16 protein-coding genes and 1 pseudogene are annotated in these 22617 nt (G+C 60.4%); 7 read left to right on the forward strand and 10 right to left on the reverse strand.

All coding sequences use genetic code 11. The annotated features are described in order from the left end of the window. Window positions 1–34 precede the first annotated feature (34 nt). The 3 genes from IFT63_RS11345 to IFT63_RS11355 all read right to left on the reverse strand — a co-directional run bounded on the left by IFT63_RS11345 (window position 35) and on the right by IFT63_RS11355 (window position 3430). Window positions 35–562: a PadR family transcriptional regulator gene (locus IFT63_RS11345; protein WP_192084242.1), complete on the reverse strand. Its 528-nt coding sequence runs from the start codon at window positions 560–562 to the stop codon at window positions 35–37. Between the two features lie 111 nt (window positions 563–673). Then, complete coding sequence (locus IFT63_RS11350) at window positions 674–1054, reverse strand: STAS domain-containing protein (RefSeq protein ID WP_192084243.1); 381 nt, start codon at window positions 1052–1054, stop codon at window positions 674–676. Window positions 1055–1060: 6 nt separating this feature from the next. Beyond that, window positions 1061–3430 carry a SpoIIE family protein phosphatase gene (locus tag IFT63_RS11355; RefSeq protein ID WP_192084244.1) on the reverse strand — a complete coding sequence of 790 codons (2370 nt, stop codon included), beginning with the start codon at window positions 3428–3430 and terminating at the stop codon, window positions 1061–1063. 249 nt (window positions 3431–3679) lie between these two features. Here IFT63_RS11355 and aceE point away from each other — a divergent pair, with 249 nt between their 5' ends. Together aceE and IFT63_RS11365 are read left to right on the forward strand one after the other, a co-directional pair. Beyond that, window positions 3680–6367: a pyruvate dehydrogenase (acetyl-transferring), homodimeric type gene (aceE, locus tag IFT63_RS11360; RefSeq protein ID WP_192084245.1), complete on the forward strand. Its 2688-nt coding sequence runs from the start codon at window positions 3680–3682 to the stop codon at window positions 6365–6367. A 64-nt stretch (window positions 6368–6431) separates the two neighbouring features. Further along, window positions 6432–7925, forward strand: a complete 1494-nt coding sequence (locus IFT63_RS11365; RefSeq protein WP_192084246.1) for a hypothetical protein — start codon at window positions 6432–6434, stop codon at window positions 7923–7925. Window positions 7926–7997: 72 nt separating this feature from the next. On the opposite strand, the gene IFT63_RS11370 is transcribed toward IFT63_RS11365, so the two are convergent. The 3 genes from IFT63_RS11370 to IFT63_RS11380 all read right to left on the reverse strand — a co-directional run bounded on the left by IFT63_RS11370 (window position 7998) and on the right by IFT63_RS11380 (window position 11018). Next, on the reverse strand, window positions 7998–8855 hold the full coding sequence (locus tag IFT63_RS11370; protein WP_192084247.1) for an NgoMIV family type II restriction endonuclease: 858 nt from the start codon (window positions 8853–8855) through the stop codon (window positions 7998–8000). A gap of 8 nt (window positions 8856–8863) precedes the next feature. Beyond that, window positions 8864–9820, reverse strand: coding sequence for a DNA cytosine methyltransferase (locus tag IFT63_RS11375; protein WP_192084248.1), 957 nt, complete (start codon window positions 9818–9820; stop codon window positions 8864–8866). A gap of 385 nt (window positions 9821–10205) precedes the next feature. Then, the gene (locus tag IFT63_RS11380) at window positions 10206–11018 is read right to left on the reverse strand and encodes a NaeI family type II restriction endonuclease (protein WP_192084249.1); all 813 of its coding nucleotides are present in this window, start codon (window positions 11016–11018) and stop codon (window positions 10206–10208) included. Between the two features lie 237 nt (window positions 11019–11255). Between IFT63_RS11380 and IFT63_RS17585 the strand changes: the two are divergent. After that, a pseudogene (locus IFT63_RS17585) lies at window positions 11256–11425 on the forward strand (IS3 family transposase); the annotation flags it as partial. 27 nt (window positions 11426–11452) lie between these two features. Here the strand turns inward: IFT63_RS17585 and IFT63_RS11385 are convergent. After that, the gene (locus tag IFT63_RS11385; RefSeq protein ID WP_192084250.1) at window positions 11453–12214 is read right to left on the reverse strand and encodes an HNH endonuclease; all 762 of its coding nucleotides are present in this window, start codon (window positions 12212–12214) and stop codon (window positions 11453–11455) included. Between the two features lie 261 nt (window positions 12215–12475). On the opposite strand from IFT63_RS11385, the gene IFT63_RS11390 reads away from it, so the two are divergent. Then, window positions 12476–13111, forward strand: coding sequence for a DUF1629 domain-containing protein (locus tag IFT63_RS11390; protein ID WP_192084251.1), 636 nt, complete (start codon window positions 12476–12478; stop codon window positions 13109–13111). Here IFT63_RS11390 and IFT63_RS11395 read toward each other — a convergent pair. From IFT63_RS11395 to IFT63_RS11405, 3 genes are all read right to left on the reverse strand, one after another. After that, window positions 13108–13896 (reverse strand): hypothetical protein, encoded by a 789-nt coding sequence (locus tag IFT63_RS11395; protein ID WP_249404454.1) that lies wholly within the window; start codon window positions 13894–13896, stop codon window positions 13108–13110. The genes IFT63_RS11390 and IFT63_RS11395 overlap by 4 nt on opposite strands. Window positions 13897–14074: 178 nt before the next feature. Beyond that, window positions 14075–15631 carry a nuclease domain-containing protein gene (locus tag IFT63_RS11400; RefSeq protein ID WP_192084253.1) on the reverse strand — a complete coding sequence of 519 codons (1557 nt, stop codon included), beginning with the start codon at window positions 15629–15631 and terminating at the stop codon, window positions 14075–14077. A gap of 4 nt (window positions 15632–15635) precedes the next feature. After that, on the reverse strand, window positions 15636–17912 hold the full coding sequence (locus IFT63_RS11405) for a hypothetical protein (protein ID WP_192084254.1): 2277 nt from the start codon (window positions 17910–17912) through the stop codon (window positions 15636–15638). A 575-nt stretch (window positions 17913–18487) separates the two neighbouring features. Between IFT63_RS11405 and IFT63_RS11410 the strand changes: the two genes are divergently transcribed. From IFT63_RS11410 to IFT63_RS11420, 3 genes are all read left to right on the forward strand, one after another. Continuing rightward, window positions 18488–19534, forward strand: coding sequence for a WYL domain-containing protein (locus tag IFT63_RS11410; RefSeq protein WP_192084255.1), 1047 nt, complete (start codon window positions 18488–18490; stop codon window positions 19532–19534). Window positions 19535–19596: 62 nt separating this feature from the next. Further along, window positions 19597–20694 (forward strand): chemotaxis protein, encoded by a 1098-nt coding sequence (locus tag IFT63_RS11415; RefSeq protein WP_192084256.1) that lies wholly within the window; start codon window positions 19597–19599, stop codon window positions 20692–20694. Window positions 20695–20769: 75 nt separating this feature from the next. After that, entirely contained in the window at window positions 20770–22401 is a 1632-nt protein-coding gene (locus IFT63_RS11420; protein ID WP_192084257.1) for a hypothetical protein, read from the forward strand. Window positions 22402–22617: the final 216 nt, after the last annotated feature.

A 22617-nucleotide genomic window follows, 5' to 3' on the forward strand; every position in this document is an offset into this window, starting at 1 on the left:
GGGGACGCGACAGGCGCGGGGCGACCGGGCTGGCTCAGGCGGGCGGGGTCGCAGGTTCGGGGGATTCGGCCGGCGCGGGCGGCTGGCCGTTCAACAGCGCGGCCGCCTGCAGCAGCAGGGCGGACACCTGGGTGGTTTCGCCTTCCTGCCAGCGTCCGTGGTGGCGCACCAGCGCGCTCTTGAACTGGCGCAGGGCATCGCGCAGGTCCGGCGGCATGTCGGCTTTGGCGATCTCGCGGGCACGGTGCCAGGCGCGATGCTGGGCGGCTTTCACTTCATCGCGTCGGGCCAGCAGTTCGGCGCGGCCGCTATCGGTGATCCGAAAGCGGCGGCGCCCGGCGTCGTCTTCGGCGAGCACCCAGCCGGCCTGTTCGAAGCTGGCCAGCAAGGGATACATGGTGCCGGCGCTGGGCGTGTAGGCGCGCACGAACAGCTCGCTGACGTGCTGGATGAGTTCGTAGCCGTGGCGCGGCTGGTCGCCGAGCAGCGCCAGCACCAGCAGGCGCAGGTCACCGCGGCTGAGCAGACGGGTGGTGGCGGGGGTGGGGCGCGGCGGGGTCATTTCGATATATCGGTATCGGGTGGCGAAACGATATATCGATAGGGGGTTGGGTGCAAGGGGTTGGGCTGTGACGACCAACGGTCGTCACCCACCAGGGGTGGGTGTAGCGGCTTAGAGTTCGCCGTTGGCTACTTTGTGCTGGATCACGGACAGGTAGTTGTCCAGTTCTTCCTGGGAGGCGAAGACTTCTTCCACCGGGACGGCTTTGACCAGCTCGAACACCTTGCGCACGCCCGGGCGGGGCTGCATCACCAGCACGCGGCCGGCGTGCGGGTGCAGGGCTTTGCGGGCACGGAAGATGGAGCGCAGCCCGGCGCTGGATATGTACTCCAGCCCGGCCAGGTTGAGTTCCAGGATGTGGGTGCCATCGTGCAGCAGCGGCGCCAGTGCGGCGTCCAGTTCGGCATGGGTGCTGCCATCGAGCCAGCCGGACACGAACACACGTTGGTACGGGCTGTCACCGGGGTCGATTCGCAGGGTCAGGCGGGACATGGGCAACTACTCCGTACGCGCTGCCGGCGGCAGCAGCAGAAGATGGACGTGATTGCTGCCATCGCGACGGCAATACTCGATGTGGTCGCTCAGCGAGCGCACCAGGTGCAGGCCCCAACCCCCGATGGCGCGGCGTTCCATCGCCTCGTCCAGGTCTGGTACGGGCGCAACGGTGGGGTCGAATGCCTGCCCGTCATCGCACACGTCCAGTGCGAGGCCATCCTCATCCAGGGTGGCGAGGACGTCGAGAGTCACATCCGACACAACGCGCTGATACGCCATGGCATTGGTGCCCAGCTCTTCCACGATCAGCCGCGCCACGCCGATGCGCGTGCTGTCCAGGTGCATCCCGTGCAATCCCGCCACCAGCCGCTGCAGCAGGTAGGCCAGCCCATCGGGGGTAGCCGCAGCGCGCAGCCGCAGCGGTGGCACCAGCGCCTGCCGCCCCACGCTGACCAGCGCCAGGTCGTCCGGGTTGCCGGCGCCTTCGCAGAACGCGTGCAGGGCATCCACCACGCGGGCGCAGACGCGGCGGTCGTCGGGCTCGGCCGCCAGCACCTCGCGCAGCCGGTCCAGCCCGAACCAGCGCTGGCGCGGACACTGCGCCTCGCTGATGCCATCGGTATAGGCCAGCAGGTAGTCGCCCGGTGCCAGCAGCCCGCGCGCGCACGGGTACGAGGCATCCGCACTGATGCCCAGCGCCGGGCCACTGTGCATCGCCTGCACCCGCACGCGGCCATCGGCCTGGCGCAGCAGCGGCGATTCATGCCCGGCGCTGGCCAGTTCGAAGCGGCCACTGGACACATCCACCACCCCGCACAACACCGTGGCGAACATGCACGCCTGGTTGCGCTCGGCGATATGGCGCCCGGCTTCGGCCAGGATCGTCGGCGGATGGCGATGGCGCAGCATCGAAGCTTCCAGCACGGTCAGCACGCGGGTCATGAACAACGCCGCCGGCACGCCGTTGCCGGACACATCGCCGATGACGAAGCACAGCGTGGTGCGGTCCAGCTGGGCGATGTGCTGGAAATCCCCACCGACCTCAAGCGCGGGCACCAGCAGCGCCGCACTGCGCAGCTGGAAGCCATCGGCCTGCAGGCGCGGCGGTGGCGCCAGCATGCCCTGCTGGATGCCATGGGCGATGCGCATTTCGCTTTCCGTGCGTTCGCGCGCGCTGGCCATCCGCGCGATGGTGTCCATCTGCTGCAGGATCGAACGGCGCGCGCTTTCGAACGAACGGGTCATCTCGCCGACCTCGTCATCGTGGCGCGGTACCGGCAGCGGTTCGTGGAACTGGCCGGCACTGAAACGGCGCGCGGCGGCGGTGAGCGCTTCCATCGGCTGCAGCAGCCGCAGCGCATGGCGGCGCACCAACAGCAGCCACACCACCACGCCCAGCAAGCCCAGCCCGATTGCCCAATGCGCCACGCGGCGCAGGTCCGCCAGCAGCAACGCGCGGTCCGCCGACAGCACCACCTGCCAGCCGGGCTGCTGCAACGGGGCGACCCGGCTGAGGAAGCGGGTGCCATCGCTGCCACGGTGTTCCAGCCCGCGTTCCGGGTGGAGCAGGGGGCGGCGCAGATCGAACAGCGGCGCCAGGTCCGGACGCAGCTGCAGGTACTGCTGCAAGGACATGCCCGGCTCGATTTCCGGCACCGAACTGAGCACCACGCGGTGGTCCGGGCCGAGCAGGGTGGCGCGCAGGCCGACGCTGCGCGGCAGTTCACCCAGGTCCTGCTGCAGCCGCGCCAGTGGCACGTCCACGCTGACCAGCCCGGCCGGCAGCAGCTCGCCAGCCAGCCGCAGCGGATTGCTGTAGGTGATGAACAGACGCCCTTCGGCCTGCGGGTTGGTGTACGGCGCCGACCACCACGGGCCACTGGCGCGCAGCGCATCGCGGTACCAACCGCGCTGGTGCGTCTCAAAGCCCAGCTGGCCGCTGCAGGACCGGTGCACGCTGCCATCGTGCAGCATGTCATTGCACGCGTAGCCATCGGGCAGGCCGGCCACGCGGTCCGGTTCGATGATCACCGTGGCCCCGTCCACGTTGGGGTCGGCCACCACCGCCGCGCGCAGCAGGCCATCCAGCTGGATGGCATCGAAGGCCTGGCGGCCCAGCGGGGACAGCAGCATGTCGCCGGTGATTTCCGCCGAACGCAGCGAATTGCCCAGGCTGCGGGCGGTCTGGTCGGCCAGTGAACGCAGCTGTTCGCTGGCCTGCTGGTGCACCAGCGTTCGCGCACCCAGATAGAACAGTGTCACCAGCAGCAGCAACAATGCGGCCTGCACAAGGCTTGACCACAGCATCAGCCGCGTGCGCAGGCTGCGGCCAGCGGGCCGGGTGGGGGCAAGCGGCGTAGGGCGACCAACCATGGGGTGATCCTTGGTTTTCCGTCCCGGATCAATGGCATGGCCGGGGCGGGTAGGGCAAGGAACCCGGTCCGCCACACGCGTAACACCTTGGAAACATTGGCCGGGACAACTTCGGACAGTCCGCAGGGACACAGGCCATTTACGACCATACGCAGGCGTAGCCAAGTGACGGAAGCCACTGGTGCGCTACACTTTGCGGTCTAGAAATCAATAACAGTCGCGCGCGTGCGTGCGGTAATGGGAGCGCTAATGAACTGGTTGAACGAGCTGCTGAACAACGACCCGAACCCGGTTGAAAGCCAGGAGTGGATCGAGTCGTTGAAGGCCGTGATTGATGTCGAGGGCCCCGAGCGCGCGCATCAACTGTTGGAAGGCATGGTGGAGCTGACCCGTCGTTCGGGTGCGTACCTGCCGTTCTCTCCCACCACCGAATACGTGAACACCATCGCGCCGAACCTGGAGGCCAAGAGCCCGGGCGACGCCGACCTGGAATGGCGCATCCGTTCGATCATCCGCTGGAATGCGATGGCCACCGTGGTGCGCGCCAACCGCAAGCCGGGCGACCTGGGCGGCCACATCGCCAGCTTCGCATCGGGCGCCACGCTGTATGACGTGGGCTTCAACCACTTCTGGCGCGCGCCGAGCGACAACCACCCCGGCGACCTGCTGTTCATCCAGGGCCACAGCGCCCCGGGCATCTATGCGCGTTCCTACCTGGAAGGCCGCATCGACGAAGCGCAGCTGGACAAGTTCCGCATGGAAGTCGATGGCGGCGGCCTTTCCAGCTACCCGCATCCGTGGCTGATGCCCGATTACTGGCAGACCCCGACCGTGTCGATGGGCCTGGGCCCGCTCGCCGCGATCTACCAGGCGCAGTTCCTGCGTTACCTGGAAAACCGTGGCCTGATCGAAAAGTCCGACCGCAAGGTGTGGTGCTTCATCGGCGATGGCGAGAGCGACGAGCCGGAAACCCTGGGCGCTATCGCGCTGGCCGGCCGCGAAGGCCTGGACAACCTGATCTTCGTGGTGAACTGCAACCTGCAGCGCCTTGATGGCCCGGTGCGCGGCAACGGCAAGATCATCCAGGAACTGGAAGGCGTGTTCCGTGGCGGCGGCTGGAACGTGATCAAGCTGCTGTGGGGCGGTTATTGGGATGCCCTGCTGGCCAAGGACACCGATGGCGTCCTGAAGAAGCTGATGATGGAAACCGTCGACGGCGAATACCAGAACTGCAAGGCCTTCGGCGGCGCGTATACGCGCGAGCATTTCTTCGGCAAGTATCCGGAAACCGCTGCGATGGTTTCGGGCCTTTCCGACGACGACATCTGGCGCCTGAACCGTGGTGGCCACGACCCGCACAAGGTGTTCGCCGCCTACCACCAGGCCGTGAACACCAAGGGCATGCCGACGGTGATCCTGGCCAAGACGGTCAAGGGCTACGGCATGGGCAGCGCCGGCGAGGCACTGAACCCGACCCACCAGACCAAGAAGCTGGACGACGAAGCGGTGCGCCACTTCCGCGACCGTTTCAACATTCCGGTGACCGACGAGCAGCTGAAGGACGGCCAGGTGCCGTTCTACCACCCCGGCCCGGATTCGCCGGAAGTGAAGTACCTGCAGGAGCGTCGTGCCGCGCTGGGTGGCTACCTGCCGCAGCGTCGCCGCAAGGCCAGCAAGAGCTTCAACGCACCGAAGCTGGAAACCTACGAGCGCCTGCTGAAGAGCAGCGGCGAACGTTCGTACTCCACCACGATGGCCTTCGTGCAGAGCCTGAACATCACCCTGCGTGACAAGGAACTGGGCCCGCACATCGTGCCGATCGTGGCCGACGAGGCGCGTACCTTCGGTATGGAAGGCCTGTTCCGGCAGATCGGCATCTACGCCCCGTTCGGCCAGAAGTACAAGCCGGTGGATGCGGACCAGCTGATGTTCTACCGCGAAGACCAGAGCGGCCAGGTGCTGCAGCAGGGCATCAGCGAGCCGGGTGCGATCGCATCGTGGATGGCCGCCGGTACCAGCTATTCGGTTTCCAACGTGCCGATGCTGCCGTTCTACATCTATTACTCGATGTTCGGCTTCCAGCGCGTGGGCGACATCGCCTGGCAGGCTGCCGACATGCGTACCCGCGGCTTCCTGCTGGGTGGCACCGCCGGCCGCACCACGCTGAACGGTGAAGGCCTGCAGCACGAAGATGGCCACAGCCATCTGGCGGCTGGTGGCATCCCGAACGTGCGCAGCTATGACCCGACCTTCGGCTTCGAAGTGACGGTGATCCTGCAGCACGGCACCAAGGCGATGATGGAAGACCAGGTGGATGAGTACTACTACATCACCCTGATGAACGAAAACTACACCCATCCGGAAATGCCGGAAGGTGCGGCTGAAGGCATCGTCAAGGGCATGTACCTGCTGACCGACGCCGGCAAGCCAAAGAAGAACGAGCTGCGCGTGCAGCTGCTGGGTTCGGGCACGATCCTGCGCGAAGCGATTGCCGCGGCCGAGCTGCTGGACAAGGACTTCGGCGTGACCGCCGATATCTGGAGCTGCCCGAGCTTCAACGAACTGCGTCGCGATGGTTTCGATGTGGAGCGTTACAACCGCATGCACCCGGAAGGCGAACAGCGCAAGGCGTACGTGACCGAGCTGCTGGAAGGCCGCCAGGGTCCGGTGATTGCCGCGACCGACTATGTGCGGGCGTATGCGGACCAGATCCGTGCGTTCATCCCGGGGCACTACACGGTGCTGGGTACGGATGGGTTTGGTCGTTCGGATACGCGTGCGAACCTGCGTCGGTTCTTCGAAGTTGACCGGTACTACATCGCGCATGCTGCGATTGCGGCGCTGGCCAAGGAAGGGAAGATGACGGGTAAGGATGTGGCCCGGGCGATCAAGCAGTACAAGATTGATGTGGAGAAGTCGAACCCTGTTGGGGTTTGATTGAATAGAAAGGGCGGCCCTCTGGTCGCCCTTTTTTGTCCGGAAGACAAAAGGGGGGGGGGGGATGAAAACCTGGAAGGTTGATCTATCTGATGAACAGTTGTTTGGTAATGAGATGGCGGAGGATGAAGAAGAGTCACTCTTCTCAGCATACGCATACGAGCGAAGCGAATTCACATCTTTTATCGACTCAAGTGCGAAACTGAAAGTCGTTCGGGCGTATAAGGGTGAAGGAAAATCAGCCCTACTGAGGTGGACATTTCTCCGGCTTAAGACTTTCAAAAATGTAATTGCGCACAGCGCTTACGCTAGTTCACTTGTTCCTTCAGCACTCAGTACTAGCGAACCATTATGTGTGCGCCTATGGAAGGAGGCGTTCATCCGCGTCGCCGCTGGTGCGCTTGGCGCTAGGATTGATTTTAAGTTTAGTGACGACGTCGTCGGATTGCGCGAAGAAGCGGACCGTGGTGGATTTGCCGAGCGAGGATTTGTCTCTGCAATTCTAGCGCGTCTAAAGGACATTCCAGGAAAGCCCGAATTGGCGGGGCTTGCTGACCCATTGCAGGCGCTAAGGAGAGTTGCCGGAGCCAATGATGTCCAGATCTGGTTGGTCATCGATGATTTGGACGAAAATTTTCGTGACACAGAAGAGGATGGAATTCGAATCGCCACCGCACTTGTTGCGATGCGCCAGCTTAGTAATGAGGTGAAAGAAGTTAGATTTCGAACATCGATACGCCCCAGTACGTGGGCGATCATCAAACGTAAATTTGAGGCGCTATCCAAGATCGAACCTTATGTCGTCGATCTCCAATGGACAAAAGATGAACTTGAAGGAATGCTGGCGGCTCGCGTAAAGGCGTTTCTCCGGCGAAATAGTGGAGTGGCGGTTGCGAGTGGGAAGATTGACAGTTTGTCTCCCCGTCAAGCCGTCTCCATAGGATTTGACGATCCGATGCCTTGGGGGAAGAAAGAGGTGGAGAAAGCGGGCGCCGATATAGAGGATTCTGATAAACATCGTGCTCCTGCGGTTGTAATCGCTTCTTTGTGCAGATACCGGCCGCGATGGATGGTTGAACTATGCAAAGCTGCTGCAAAGAGCGCCGTAAAGCGGCGAAGTGACAAGATAGGTCTGGACGATCTCACTAAAAATCTTGAAGGATTTGGTCGAACTAGGATTGATGATCTAATTGCAGAGTTCCGCGCCCAGTGTGAAAGAATCGAGCTTATCATTCATTCATTTAAGGGAAAATCCAACATCTTCAAAACCGATGAGATAGTTCGGCACTTGAAGAACAACGTCAGCGGAAAGGACGTCCGAATTGCTGGTCTTTCGGGCCGACCATCCGAAACAGAGATTATTAGATTCTTGTTTCAGGTTGGTTTCATTACCGCTCGCAGGGACTTTGTTGGCGGCGATTACAGGCACTACTCATTCTTCGATGAGCCATCGTTGCTCGCCGACGGAGCTAGTGATCTCGGAGTGAGCTGGGAGATTCCATCTTGCTTTAGGCAGGCCCTTCAGTTATCGAACCAGGCGGGACGAATGCCCCGCTGATGGGTAATTGAATTGACAAAATGTCCTCGGCTGTAACGGCCTGCTACTTACGCTGGGGAGGGGGCGTAACGTTTACACCGCAAGGTCTAGCGGTAGGTCGCTTATGTCCTTAAGTCGTTTGCCTTGAACCATAACCTCCAGCATTTCCATCGCGTCAATTAGGTTCAGTTCCGCGGCCGCATTGATTAGCTCTCTCAGGGCGAAGTGATAAGTGCAGTCTATATCGCCAGTTCCTAGGGCGATCGATGCGATTCGGCTAGGGCTAGGCTCGCCGGTCACCACTACCGCGTGGGGCAGCCTTCCCTTTCTATTCCTGATTAAGTTCAGTGCTTCTGATCGAGAGTTTTGAGCGCGGTCGTTGCGAATTGTCCATTTGCATGAAATGCTTGCATGGAGCAGCGGCCGTCCTCCATTGGCCTTACGTAATGACGTTTGCCGGGATATGGAGGTGTCAACGAGTGGCGCCAAAGAGTTAATTTCTTCGTCAGATACAAGTCCGCGGGAAATTATGATGTCCGGGGTAATGGTGTAATCACTTCCAAGTGCGGCGGCCAGCTCTCTGTCATTTTTTGCTGCGAGATCAAGCGCGACAAGGTGCGCATACTGCTCATACGAAGCAATTTGTCGTCGATTTCTACCCCCGACCTGCCGAATGTCCCATTCGCCGGGTCTGAGATGCTGAAGGTGTCTAAAAGTGCTGCCGATGAAGCTAGTACATGCACTTTCAAAGTCTGCGCCGGACGTCTGGCCGGCGATCTTCTCTGCCTGCGTCTCAACTCGCAGTTGCCGAGCAATACTCTTAGCGATGTTCTTGCTGACTACGCTCCCCCTGTCTGCATTCGAAGGAACGCCGTCTGCATCGAGAGTCAGTGTTTTCCGAAGAAGCGCTGCATGGAACGAAGCTCTTTCAGCAGTAAAAAGTGTGTCCATACCTGACGTCATACCACCTTAAAGATTGTCTGGCGCGATAGCGCTGCTCGAATTTTTGTTGCTACAGCCGCTGCTACGGGGGGGGGGAAAGCGTTACCTATCTGTCGATAAGCTGCAGTCTTCTTCCCTGAAAACTGCCAGCTATCAGGAAAACCTTGTACGCGAGCAGTCATCCTGGGAGTGAGCCGAGGCATTCCCACGAAGTCAGGTTCCGGCGCCTGATCCCAAAGGCCCATACCATCAACCCCAAGCGCCGCCCACGCTTTCTTGGCGCGCGTCGGCCCAAGGTCTGGCCCACCATGCTTCTTCGAGCCACCCACTAAGGTTGGCGCGATAGCATTGGCGCCCTCACGCCAGGCATCGACGCCCTTCCAACCTCGTTCCCCCAAAAGATCGTGAAGAAGGACCCCCACCGTCTTGGGGGGCATTTCACTGGGTTCGGGCCAGGAGAAATCAGAGGCGAACTCCTTTCGAATCCCGACAAAGATCACGCGTGGCCGCAGCTGTGACACTCCATGGTCCGAGGCTTGTATCAACTTCCAGTCACCAACGTAGCCGAGCTTCTTAAGCTGCTTTTCTACGTTCTTTCGATAGTCAGCAAAGACCGGATCAAGAAGCCCGCGAACATTTTCAAGCATGACCGCTTGGGGACGAACTTGGTCGACAATTCGAATCGCTTCTGGAAACAGGTCTCTTTCGTCGTCCGCGCCGAGCTGCTTCCCTGCCTTGGAGAACGGGGGGCAGGGCACGCCGCCGGCCACAAGCTCAACACCTATGTACGGGGATGCATCAAACTCGCGAAGGTCTCCCTCGATCACGTTCCAAGCGGGACGATTGAACCGAAGCGTCTGACACGCTGCCGGCTCCCACTCTACGAGCGCGGAATGCTCGAAGCCGGCCATCTCCAGGCCGAGACCTTGACCACCGGCTCCAGCGCACATTTCTAGGGAAGTGAATTGACTCATGTAACTCTCAGATCGCAATGCGGCGGGTTAAAGGTCATGACTGCAGCGAATGCTGCAATTGCCTCTTGTAGGCCGCATAAGGTGTTTGGATGGGGGTGTCACCGGCAAGTACACACTGGCACGGTATCAAGCGCTGAGACTAGGAGGGTTGACAACCTGCGTCTTTGCTGCTCGTCACGCCTCGTGCGCCCGGGCGGCGTCCGACGCACGCCAGCGTACCAAGCTTGTGACCGAGTGCAAGTAGTCTAGGTTCAGTCCTGGGGGCCGTTGACCACAGCGCAGCAATCGCCAGAGATGTGACTAGAGTAGCCAGGGATCTGGCCGTGCGCAGCTCCGGCTCATCTATATGCAACGACGCTGCTGCGCCCTCCGCAGGCACGGCCCATCAGCCGGTTCGCAAGCTCAGCCACTCATCGCGCTCAGTAGGGTAGAACCCGTTAGCTATCATGACCTCGCGATCGACGAGGTAGGTCGCGCAAAGGACCTGAAAACCCTCTTCGGCGAGCGTAGCCTTCATCTCGCGTGCTCGCTTGACGGCATCTCTCTGCTGGGCCAACTGTTCAATGACGTTGCGTGGAATCAAAACGCCCGTTGCGTTCGTAAACAGTGATCGGACCCGTTGACGTCCGCTTGTCTGAGATAGAACTCTGGTACGAATCGTGTCTTCCAGGTCCAGCATGAAGTTGCGAGGCATGGGGCCTTGAACTAACCATCGAATCTGGCGCTTCCCTGCCGCTGAAACGGACTTCTTTCCGTCTCGATTCTTGCCTGCCCCCAATACCTCAGGCGTCATCCTTAGTAAGCCTAGCTCGCAGATGCCTTTGGAGTCATCTGCGCGGACGAGCAAACAAAGCTGATTCATCGCCTCCTGGGGAATCATCCAGTCGTTCTTGATCGTGAACTTGGTGTCTACCTCTTGACCCGCAATGAGGTTGTCCAGGTACCTGCCGCGCTCCAGAAAAAGTGCCTTCCGAAGGAGGATTTCCACCTTCGTCCCAATGTAGGTCTTCTCCGTTTTCTCGAGCTGCTCAATGCAATAACGCCCCGTGCGAGGAGCATCGATGACTTCGTCGAACGCAGTCCTAAGGGCCCTGCCAACCTTAGTTAGAAGGTCCCCGTCTCTTAAAAGCACAGCGGCCACCCCAGCTAAGGCGGAGTCATCAGCGATAGGCACAGCTTCAGCGAAGAGGGAGTTCATCATTGCTCCTTCTATCACGAGGACGACTGAATGTGAACCTGCGTCCTGGTTGAAGAGAGCTGCAGGATCCCAGGACAGGCTTTCCTTGAGACTCGGACGCGCTGATCCTCCCAACTTATCCCCGAGATTGAGTAGCACAACGGTTTGCAGTCCAATCCTCAGTGACAAGGATTGAACGTGAAGAAGTGATTCTCCGAAAAACAGGTCATTGGCTTCCTACGCGAAGGTGAGGCCGGTATGCCGACTGAAGATCTGTGCGGCCAGCTTGGCTTCACCGACGCTCGTGCTACCTCTCGCGCATTAAATCCGGTGGCATGAGCGTGCCAGACGCCAAGTGGCTCAAGGAGCTTAAGCCTGAAAACACCCGCCTGAAGAAACTGTCGGCAGAGCAGGTTTTGGAAGATGACGCATCAAAGAAGCCTTCGAAATCTTGACTACCAGTTGCAGCTCGCTCGATGCCTCGCAAGCTGGCCCTGATCAACCAGAAACCCTTCGGCGGATGGCCCTGCGAAGGGCTTGCCGCTTAGTGCCCAGTACTCAGATCCCGCAAGCGTGGGTGCAACGCAGACTCGCATCGCCGACGAGTCGATGCTAATCAGCCTAAGATCGAAGAGCGTATGAACATCAGCCCGGAGCAGTAGTCCGTTGGAGGCGATGTTTGTCTCTCTTCCCATGTAACGATAAATATGAGCCGCTTCAAGGACATCGACCACCCCACAATCCGTTATGGCGCACTTGTTTCGATACGCTTGCAGAAGCGCTCGCCGAAACTCCCGCTGCCCTTGGCGTTGCACAACAGAAGCAAGCACGCGGTCTCTTTGATCTTCAACTGTGCCAGGGAGGAAGAATCCAGACTGGTCGACGAGCTGGCGCTGCTCCTCAAGACGGCTCAGCGTTTCGCCCGAGACAGCTGTGGGAGGCCTGACGTCAAGGATCTTGATCAAAGCCTCAATAATCCCTGAGCCAACATTCTTCGCTGGTGTCAGGCCAGTGAGCCAATCCTCATCGAGCAGCTGCAAAACATGCGAGATGTTCTGCATTCGGTACTCCCAAGCTTTGGGAGTACGACCATGCTTCAGGGAAAGCTCACGATAGAGCTGCGCCTTGTTGACCTTGAGACCGACGTCTACGCGGCCCTGCATCCAACGGTATGCCTCAACAGATGCGGCCAGCTGCTCGTGGTTCCAATCATCCATGGCGCCTACCTCCTTCCCTATGCTAATCGTCCACTCGATAGGTAGAAGTATGCCGGATACGACATGGACAGGCGCAATTGCCCTGCAACCTCACGGTCACTATTCCATATAGTCGCAGGTGATGGTTGCCTCGCAGCTCCAGTGAGGCAAGCGACACTGCTAGAACCCCATCCGTCCAAGCGCCAATCGACTCGCTCACCGCTGATGCAGGTTAACCTGTTGGCACTTGGAGCCCGCGCCCACCTAAACAGGACGCATTGCATGCCATACACCAATCAGCCACGGAAGGGAGAGTTCTTCCAGCTGCGGCCGGATGACCTTCGAGGCGGTAAAGGCCATGGCGTCTTTTTTGCCAACGAACGGGCGTTACTGACTCTGCCAAGGATCGTCCTGCGGCCCAAGGCTGGAGGCTTTCCTCCGCTGCGCGAGCAGCCACGGCTGGTGTACGACCCCCGCGAAGGCGTGTTGCCAGGGGACCTTGAGGGCGGAATGAGCGGCTACTGGTTGGTGTCCGACCGGCTTCGCCACGTAATGGAAACAGTGGATGCCGGTGCCTTCGCCTTCGTAGAGACTGACTATCGCCTCGTAGATGGCTCGAAAGGACCCTCACGATTTCTCTGTGACGTGGTCCGTACGTTGGATGCTTTGGACGAAGACGCGTCTCAGCTCAACGTTGAAATCAGCGACGAGTTCGAGAATGGCAAGTTCTATGGGCTGACTGGCGACGTGCGGTTGGCGTTCAAGCCTGAAGTGCTGGGTCCTTCGCACGTCTTCAGGCTCAGGTTCCACGGAGGAGTCTTCTGCGATCGACTCTTCAAGGATGCCGTTGAGCAGGCCGGGATTGTCACCGCCACAGAGTCGAATGGGCTGTGGTTCTACGATGCCGTGAACTGCTAGCTCACGCTGGCGAAGCCCACGGTGCCCACTATCCGAAGCCTGTAGCGAGCCATCATTGCTCGTACGGCATCCTCGATTGCCTTCCAGTCCTTGAGCAGCACGCGCGGGTAGCGGATCGTCATCGCGAGACTGTCAGGAATATCGACCACGTTGTGGGTACAGCTGGCGACCTCGGGTGCATCGTCGGGAACCAGCAGTTCACCCTCAATGACCAGGCCGTTCAGACCGTTCAGCGGTTGGTCGCACCGGATGAACGTGGTGAGCTCATCGTCCCCTGAGCGGGCGACATACCACTCCTTCTCCGTCCGCGGATTCCGCGCTGGCGCCTCGCCGCGTTGCGTCGAATACACCTCGGCGTAGGCCTCCATTTTCGTTTCATCAATGGCGTATGGGATGAGGCCGAACTGAGGAGTTCCGGGAGTCCGTAGATCCAGCCGCCGTCGGGGGTCTGTACGCTCGATCGCGCCGTCTACAGTCGTCGCCTCGTTACTGGCCATGCGCTGCAGCAGCCCAGATATCGGAACCTTGTCCACGTAGTCGATCGAGACGCTGATAGCGCGGTAGTGATCCGCCATGGAGCGGGTAGGGCGTGTTCCGGGCGGGGCCGCCTGCAGGCTTGGCCACATGAGGGTAAGTCCTACGCCACCGCCGACGGCAGGGCCGATCTGGTCATCGTAGTAGTTGGCGGGGAACGCGAACCGGTGTGGCCCGATGCGTGCCTCCACGGGCTTGGTCGTATACGTGTAACCATCCAATGTGCGGCTTTCGGCACTGTTCTCTGACATGGCAGCTTCCTTTTCACCCTTCTCAGCGGTGGCGGACTTGGCGCAGGCCGTAGCGCTGAGGGCCGCGGCCATTGCCAAGGCGAGGCATCGGCTTGGTGGCATGACGCTCATGAAGCCATTCCCTTGGTTTTGACCGGCCAAACTATAAAAGCAGGTCCGTCAACATTCCGGTAAGCGGTCACGGTCTCACGCCAAGCCAGCGACCAAGCAGTACCCGCAAACCCTCAGCATCATCCTCAGGGGACAAAACATGAATCCCGGTCCGGTTCGACTCATGAAAAGCGGGCTCTTCCAGCCAAGGCGCCCCACCGCCACGCGGAACAAGCAGCAACGAGCAATCGGGCCGTCGTCCATCCCATCGCAATGCGTCCTGGTAAAGATGCGCAGATTGCATGGCATCCAGTACGTTGCGCCTTGACGTGCGGTACTTGGCATCAAGCACAACCATGCGTCGCTGGCCGCTTACTTCGGCCGTTACGACGATGTCAGGTCTCAGTTGGAGGGATGCGCTGCGCATCCCGGTCATAGATTTGCTGGCAGACAGGAAGGTACGCTGTAGCGACGCCTCTATCCGGGTGCCGTCGCCAGTGCCAACGTGGCGGATGACATCCACCCGTCGACGTCGCTGACATGTCCACTTAAGCCGCGGATACAACTCGCGCAATGCCATAACGACACTAATGAAGCACCAGCGTTCGTAGATCTCCCATGTCGGACTGAGCCAAAGGCTCTCATCGATGGCGGGACCTTCGACGCCTGGTCTGAGCGACGCCCACGCGAGCCGGTAAGCTCGCGCATAGACCGGGTGGGCAGAGATGGCGGTTAAGCCAGCTGAATCCATCGCGGCGCGCGTGATCGTCGAAAACGGCGGTAGCTTAGCTATCGAGGCCAGTTGCCGCGAGAATGCCTCCACGAACATCAGCTTGCGATCCAGCCGATTCGCCAACGGAGCGCGGGCACTGTCCTGCCTCTCGGATGCGGAGAGCCTGACCAGCGCATCGGCCACGAGTCTGCAGCGGAGCCGAAGTAGGGCCAAGGCCCCGGCAAGGGCACGATTGGCCGGGTTGTTGACGTCCTCGATTCCATGCATGACATCGAACGCGGGTGGGCTGGCATGGGACTCCAGTACAGGCCCCTTTCGCAGGATGGACACGGCGCCAGGCTGGCGCATGAAGCGCCGTGCCGAAGTGACGTCGATGCGTCGCACGCGCTGGAACGACGTCCGCTGGCGCTGATGCCGGAGCCGCGTGAGTGGCTGTGCAGAGATCGCATGGTACGACCTGACCAGATCGTCCGCGTATCTACGAAGTCGGGCGTACTGCAGCAATAGACTGGTCACGTCACCATTTTTGCCGATACTCGATTGAGCCGACTCCGTGCCGAATACCAGCTCGGGATCATAGGCATGAATGGCATCGAGCATCTGCTGAAACAAGCCTCCACCCAACTTGCTCTCGTCTGTGCCGACGTCAAGGCGGTAAGAGGCCAGCAATTCGCCGTAGGCATCGAGGACTTCCACCGACACTTCGCCAGCGTAGAAACCCGGCTGCCAGCGTAACTGTGTGCCACCTGAAGTGCTTTCCGAATCCACACGCGCTTCGTCGATGTACAGCGAGGCGCCGGGCGGGAGTCCGGCGAACCGGTACACGCCATTCTCGCGGAACCCACTGCATGGCGCTCCCGGCGTGAGTTCGAAATGGGCATCGAACTGATCGGTGCACGTCAAGATCAACATGGCATCATCGCCAAAATCGTGCGCTGCCCTGCTCGCGCAGATCCGAGCACATCTCCTGCGCCTTGGCAGCAGAGCGGTTCAGCTTTCTATCGACAAGGATACGCGCCACTTCATCGAAAGCATCGCGCAGACGCTTGGTGTCCTCTCCACGAAGTTTGGGCAGAATCTTGGCGTACACGGAGTGATCCAGTGCCTCCGCTGCGGAGAGCTCCCCACCCTCGACACCTGCCTCGACATAGCCCAGCACATCAGCAATAGTGCGCCAACCGAAATGCAGTCGAACCGCGCGCAGCGGCGCCATCAGGGCGACCAGTACGTCGCGGACCATGGCAACGTCGTGAGCTGGCAGGTTGGTCTCCTTCTCCCAACCTGGATAATCAATGACATTGATGTCCCAGAACTCGATGACCGCACTTCGATCAAGGACCTTATCGCTCAGGCCGTGCGTGGTCTCATCCATGTTCACAGTGCCAATAAGTACCAGATTGGAGGGATAGGGAATGCGACCGGGTACGTCTCCCACCTCATCGCCAAGTGCGTGCAGCTCGATATCGTCACCGCTCTCCATCGCCGATAGCAGCGGTGCCAGATACTGCTCTGGGTGCGAAAGGTTCATCTCATCGAGCAGGGCAACGTAAGGACGATCGGGATCAGCGCTCGCGCGTAGCAGGAACTCAAGGAAGCCGGTCCGCATGTAGACGTCGCTATCGATGGGGTTGACGTATCCAAGTAGGCTACTCGGATCGTGCCAGCCAGGTTGCACCGCCACCACGTGCCAGCCGCGCTCGCTTGGATCCTCTGCGGCTTGATCAGCCCAAAGTGCCTTGGCATAGCCAATTGCCAACTGGGTCTTGCCCGCACCGCTCAGGCCGGTGAGTACCGCAAAATGACGACGTTGATGGCGGCGGTTCCACAGGCCGGCGTGCAGCTGTGCGATGAGGCTGGCATCAAATACCAGGTCCTCCGGAAATGCCGTACGGATCTCTTTCAGCGTTGGCAGCTGGGACCAAAGATCGTCCACTTGGGCTGTACGCGATGCTACGGGCGCATCGATGACGTGCTTGACGACGGGTGCTAGCGCCCCCGGGGTCCAATGGATGCGTGACGCCCATTGTTGTCCACGCTCAGTAAGACGGAGGATCTTTGCTGAATCGAGCTCGGCCAGCTCCATCCCCTTGGCCCAGTTGATGAGGACGGTTGGCGCAAAGTTGCTCGTCCAGCCCGGATTGACCCCTTGGAGGCGAGTGATGACCTGTTTGTGCTGCAAGGGCCCGTCCTTGAGCATATGCAACAGGTTGTCGAATCCCAGCACCTGGGTGAGCAACCAATCAGAGACTTCTTCCGGTTCTCCCGACTCCAAAAAGGCTTCACCGCGAGGCGTCAGAAAGAGATCATCGCCCGATGAGCGCAGGGCACCCCATTCGGCGATCAGCGCATGTAGATTGGTGCCGAGCGAGTTCGTTGCCAGCTTGGGATTCACTGATCGGATGTGCTCGAGGAAATCAGCGCGCTTGCGTCCACCCTTGGCGAACTCGAGCATTGCCAGCACGCTTGCGACCGAACCGTTGATGGCAAGCATGCCGCGCCGACGCCGCCCCGCGGGCAGCGGATTAAGCCTGAGGTCTCCGGCTGACTCGCTTGGAAGCTCGGTCGCTCCACCGCCGTTGTCCTGTACGTGATGCACGAGAAGGACCCATGGCAAGGTCATACGCTCCTCGCGGCTTGAAGTGACGACGCCTGCGTCATCCAGTCGCTCAAGGATTCGCTGGTGCAGCTCTGTTCGATGGTCGGAACTATTCGGAAGACCCATCGCCTTACCCAGCATCTGTAGCTTCTGGTAGTGCGCAACCGTGGTGAACTGCTCGGGCCACAGCGAGGCGAAAACGCGATACATCTTGAGCCTTGGCTTTCGCGTGGTCAGGGGCTCCAACAGCGTGGAGATCTCCTCCCACACCTCGCCCAACCACGCAATCCGTTCAGTGATTGATTGGGGTAGCAGAGTCTCCTTCAACGTCCACAGACGCTCCGCGATCGCGACGTTGGAAATGATGGCAGACACATCGATATGCCCTTGACCCGTCGCAGCAATCGTCTGGCTGTCCCAAAGCTGCTGCTGAAAGGCCGTGCCGACGAAGGTGTCGTGGTCGACCGACTCGACGTGCCGTAGCCAGTCGGATAGGCGCTCGATCCAACTATCCAGCCGATGCAACTTGCGATGCAGTTCGATCGCGTTCGCGCTGGCCTTTTTCAGGTCCGCGGTGTCGGTAAGATCAAGAGCCATCCTGTAAGTCCCCTGTAAGTAATCTGTTGTACCCCATTGCAGCAACGCAATGGCTGATCCAAAAGCCCCGCATGATTTATCGCGTCATGGGATGAGGCGCGACGAATATACAGCGACTTACAGCACAGCGAATCGTTGCATTTGGTGAGGTAGTACGAATCCGTCGCCGCGACAGAAGCCTCGCCAGTGTCAGGAATATCCCGACACCCGCCCTTGCCAAAACGATAACTGCATCACGTAGACTTGCAGGTAATGGAATGCCCACAGGGGGGCGTGTAATGAACGGATTCTTTACTGCGGCGTGGTCAATGCCGCCGCAGCGACAAGTGATGTGCAGACGCTCATGCAGCGCGTTTCTCACGGTGTCCGGCGACGCGCGTGATGCGGGCCGACGAGCTTCCCGGAAGCCACTACAGGATTGATCCCATGTTCCCGCCGAAATGGCGGGGAACGGCTGTCCTGTGGCTATCCGACTCCGATAAGGGGTCATGCGACATGCAATGTCGCGTGGTGGCGGCAGGCTAGGTCGACCCTTGAAGGCGGTGTCCTGCCGTCTCAGCGAAAAGCCTGATCCCATGACTGAAAGATCAAACAAAGATCCGTTGGCGAGGAACCTGGTACTGCTGCGCCTGATTCCGAGGTACCCGCGCAGTGTGTCCACGGTGGAGCTTCGCGACGCACTCCAAGCAGAAGGTTTCCAGATCAACGTGCGCTCGCTGCAGCGCGACCTGGCTGGCAAGCTGAGCACCCTGTTCCAGCTGGTCTGCAGCTCGGAGGACAGCGATCCTGCCATACGCAGGATACGGCCCTATCGGTGGTCGTTCGCGGCCACTGCCCAGACAACCGTACCGGCCATCAGCCCGGCTGCGGCGCTGGCGATGAACATGGCCGAGGCCCATCTCCGCCAGGTACTTCCGCCTGCCGTCATGGACCTGCTCGACCCCCAGTTCACCGAAGCGCGCGAGCTACTGCAGACCCTCGAAAAGAACGAACTTTCGCAATGGGCCCGCCGCGTTCGTGCGGTACCGTCCGTGAAGCCGCTCGTCCCCGCCACAGTGGAGCCGCAGGTGTGGGATGGCGTATCGCAGGGACTGCTTCGTGGTCACGTTCTGCGGGTCCGCTACCTCAGCCGGACGAAGACAGTACCCAGGGAAATGGACCTGCATCCCGCAGGGCTGGCGTCGAGGGGGGCCAGCACTTACCTGATCGCTCGCGTAGCCGGCTTCGCCGACTTTCGTCATTTCGCCCTGCACCGGCTGCACGGTGTCACCGTGCTGGACGAGGTGGCAGACGACCACGGCTTCGACATGGACGACTACCTGAAATCTGCAGCCTTCAGCCCTCGGAGCGCCGGAGGCGAGCTCGCGCTTGACGCAGAAGTGCATCCGCAACTCGGCTGGGCATTGGCTGAGACACCATTGGCACATGGCCAGCAGCTTCTACCCATTGCGGGAAGCGAATGGCTGCGCCTTCAGGTGCAGGTGCCAGATGACCAGGAGATGGCGACCTGGCTTCTGGCGCAGGCCGAACGCATCCGCATCAGCGCGCCCGCTGCCCTTCGCGAGCAGATCGCGTCCCGACTTGAACCTGCTGCGCGGTGGTATGCGTGTGGCGCCGCCTGATCTCTCAGGTACTCGTTGTCTGAATCCTCTGTTGCATTACTCACTACCAAGGAAGAAATGACATGCCCATCCCAATCATCATCGGTCTCGGCGTTGCCGCCGCGGCTGCCATCGGTGCCAAGAAAGGTTACGACGGCTATAAGAAGCAGAGTGAATCCAATGAGATCGTCGACGACTCACGCGCACGCTATGACGTGCGACGTGAGCAGTTCGATCGCCAGGAGAAGAAGACGTTGGCCGCGCTGGATGAGCTGGGCAAGCTGGAACTGAACATCGGTAAGGAGTTCGAGCGTTTCTCGACTCTGTCCGCCGCGCTGCTGCAGCAGTTGAACCAAAGCCGCGATATCAAGCTGGAAGTGAAGCTGCCCCGGCACACGCTTCAGAAGGTGGAGGCCTACACATATTCCGCCGTGAGCGTATTGGGCAGTGTAGCTGGGGCCAGCGCGTCTGGCGTTGCAGCCGGATTCGCCGTCTATGGCGGCGTGATGAGTTTTGCGGCCGCATCCACTGGCACAGCGATCTCATCGCTGGCCGGTGCGGCAGCGACCAATGCGACGCTGGCCGCGATCGGCGGCGGGTCCTTGGCAGCGGGCGGGCTGGGTATTGCCGGTGGCACCGCGATCTTGGGTGCGGCGGTGTTTGCGCCGATCCTTGCCATCGCCGGCTGGGCCTACGACAGTCACGCTTCGGAGGCGCTCAAGAATGCGAAGGACGCCCGGATCAAGGTCGACCTGGCGATCGGGAAGCTTGAGTCGGCAACGACGTCGCTGGCAAGCACGGACGTCGCTGCGCGCCAGGTCAGGTCTGCGCTGGAGGAGCTCCGCGTCAACTTTGACCGCTACCTCGACACCTTGGAAGGCATCGATACCTTCATCGGCAGCGTGCGCCGCTTCGGCCGTGATGTGGACGAGGAACTGGCCAAGTTCGAGGACGAAATCATGTCAGCCATCGGCAACGGATACGCTCTCGCTTCGATCCTGACCGACATCATCTCCACGCCGCTCTTCAAGGTAAAGATGAAGGACGGCGACGTGGTTGTCGGCCCGGATGGTATGCCGACGATGGAGGTCGACACCGACGGCTCGATGATCCTGAACACCGAAGGCGTAAGGGCAGCTGTTGCGACCGGCCTCAACAGTGCCATGCGCTTCAACGCCTGATTGACCAAACCGTTGGCCGACGCGGCGCGTCGGCCAACGGCACCCCACCTTCTCATTCCGGACCTTCTGCCAGCCATGATCAAATCCTACGCAGAGCACGAATTCAACTGGCTCCCTGAGCTCGAAAAAACCGTGGTGCAGAGCCTTGCCACCAGCTTCGGCTTGGACTTCCTGGTGCTGGAAGACAAGGTGGGCGGGAACGTGGATACGATCCACCACGTACGTGCAGGCGTTTCGAGTGCTGCAGAGAAAGCGCGTTTTGAAGCGCGGGGTGCTTACGATCCGGGTCCTTATCACAAGCACGCCGGGTATAAGGCTCAGGGCGCTGCGGACAAGGACTCGCACGCCGCCGGGACGCTGTTCGATCCCTATCGTGGTATCACCATGAAGGCAGGAGACAAGCGCGCCCTCGACCACGTGATATCCGCGAACGAGATTCATAATGACCCCGGTCGCGTGCTGGCGGGATTGGATGGTGTGGAGCTGGCGAACAAGCAGAGCAACCTGCAGTCCACCCACAACACTATCAACTGCTCAAAGCAGGACAAGCCCGCGGATGCTTACCTGCGTGATGTGTCCAGGACCATCGGTCTCAACGAGACCAAGCTGACTCGTATGCAGGCGGATCTCGAGCGCATGCCGCGCGAGACGCCCCAGCAGCAGCACGAAGCCAGGCAGGTTGAAGCGGGCATTCGCAAGATTCGCGAGAGCACCGACGTGCTCAAGTCCATTGATGCCGACGGTATGCGTGCACGTGATGCGGAGGCCCGCAGCGAGTACGAGAGGGAGATCAATCAGTCTTACTACGCAGGCAGTAAGTTCCTGAAGAACACAGCAGTCACCTCGCTCGATACCGGTGTCCGCATGGGACTTCGACAGGTGCTGGGGATGATCGCCGCTGAAGTCTGGTTCGAGCTCCGCGCCAAACTTCCCAAGGCGATGAAGGGGCTGCGCAAGCGCTTCAGTTTTGACCGCTTCATGCGTCGGATCGGCTCTCTTCTCAAAGGCATCTGGACCCGTGTGCAGGCGCGCTTCCGCGACTTGATCTCGGAGTTTGTAACCGGGTTCTCGGGCGGTGTGGCGGCCAACCTCACCACTGTCCTGATCAACGTATTCGCTACTACTACGCGTGGCGCAGGGAAGATCATCCGCGAAATGTGGGGATCGCTGGTCGCTGCATTCAAGGTGATGATGTTCAACCCGGAAGGCTTGAACGAAACCGAGAAGTACCGTGCGGTCATCGCTGCCCTTACGGTGGGGGCGGGTGCAGTCGCCGGCTCTTTGGTTCTGGCCAAGCTGGCGCCGCTGCTGACCACACCGGTGGTTGGCGGAGCTCTCGCTTCGTTTCTGTCAGCGCTGGTCAGCGGCTTGGTGGCGATGGGCCTGACATGGTCGCTGCTGCATAGTTCACTGGCGGCAGGCCTATGGGACTTCATGGCGCGCAGTAAGCACGTGCAGACGCTGGCTGAGTTCACCGCAGTGAATGCACAACTAGATTCCTACCTGCTTGAGCTGGCGCAGGTTGAATTGGCTGTTGACCCTGGTGCACTGACTGATTTCGCAGCTGAGCTGTCGACGTGCAACTCGGAGCTGGAGCGGGCTATGGTGCTGAAGTTCGAAGTCGAGAAGCGCGATATCGTGTTGCCGTTTGCATTGGGCGATGCAGGCAGCACCCGCAAGTGGCTGGCGGGACTGGGCACTCCGTGATAGAGCCGTTTCCCTGCAACAGGTGTGGCCTTTGCTGTCGCAATGTCGACAAGGCCGAGGAGACGCGTGGCTTCGACCGGGGTGATGGGACCTGCCGTCACTTCGTCGATTTGACCAGAACCTGCGGAATTTACGAGGACCGACCGGACATCTGCCGGGTCGATCGCCAGTTTGCGCAGCGCTATGCTTCCAGCATGTCCTGGTATGACTTCGTCG

The sequence above is a fragment of the Stenotrophomonas sp. CFBP 13724 genome (genome assembly GCF_014841975.1).
In the GTDB taxonomy this organism is placed as follows: Bacteria; Pseudomonadota; Gammaproteobacteria; order Xanthomonadales; family Xanthomonadaceae; genus Stenotrophomonas; species Stenotrophomonas lacuserhaii.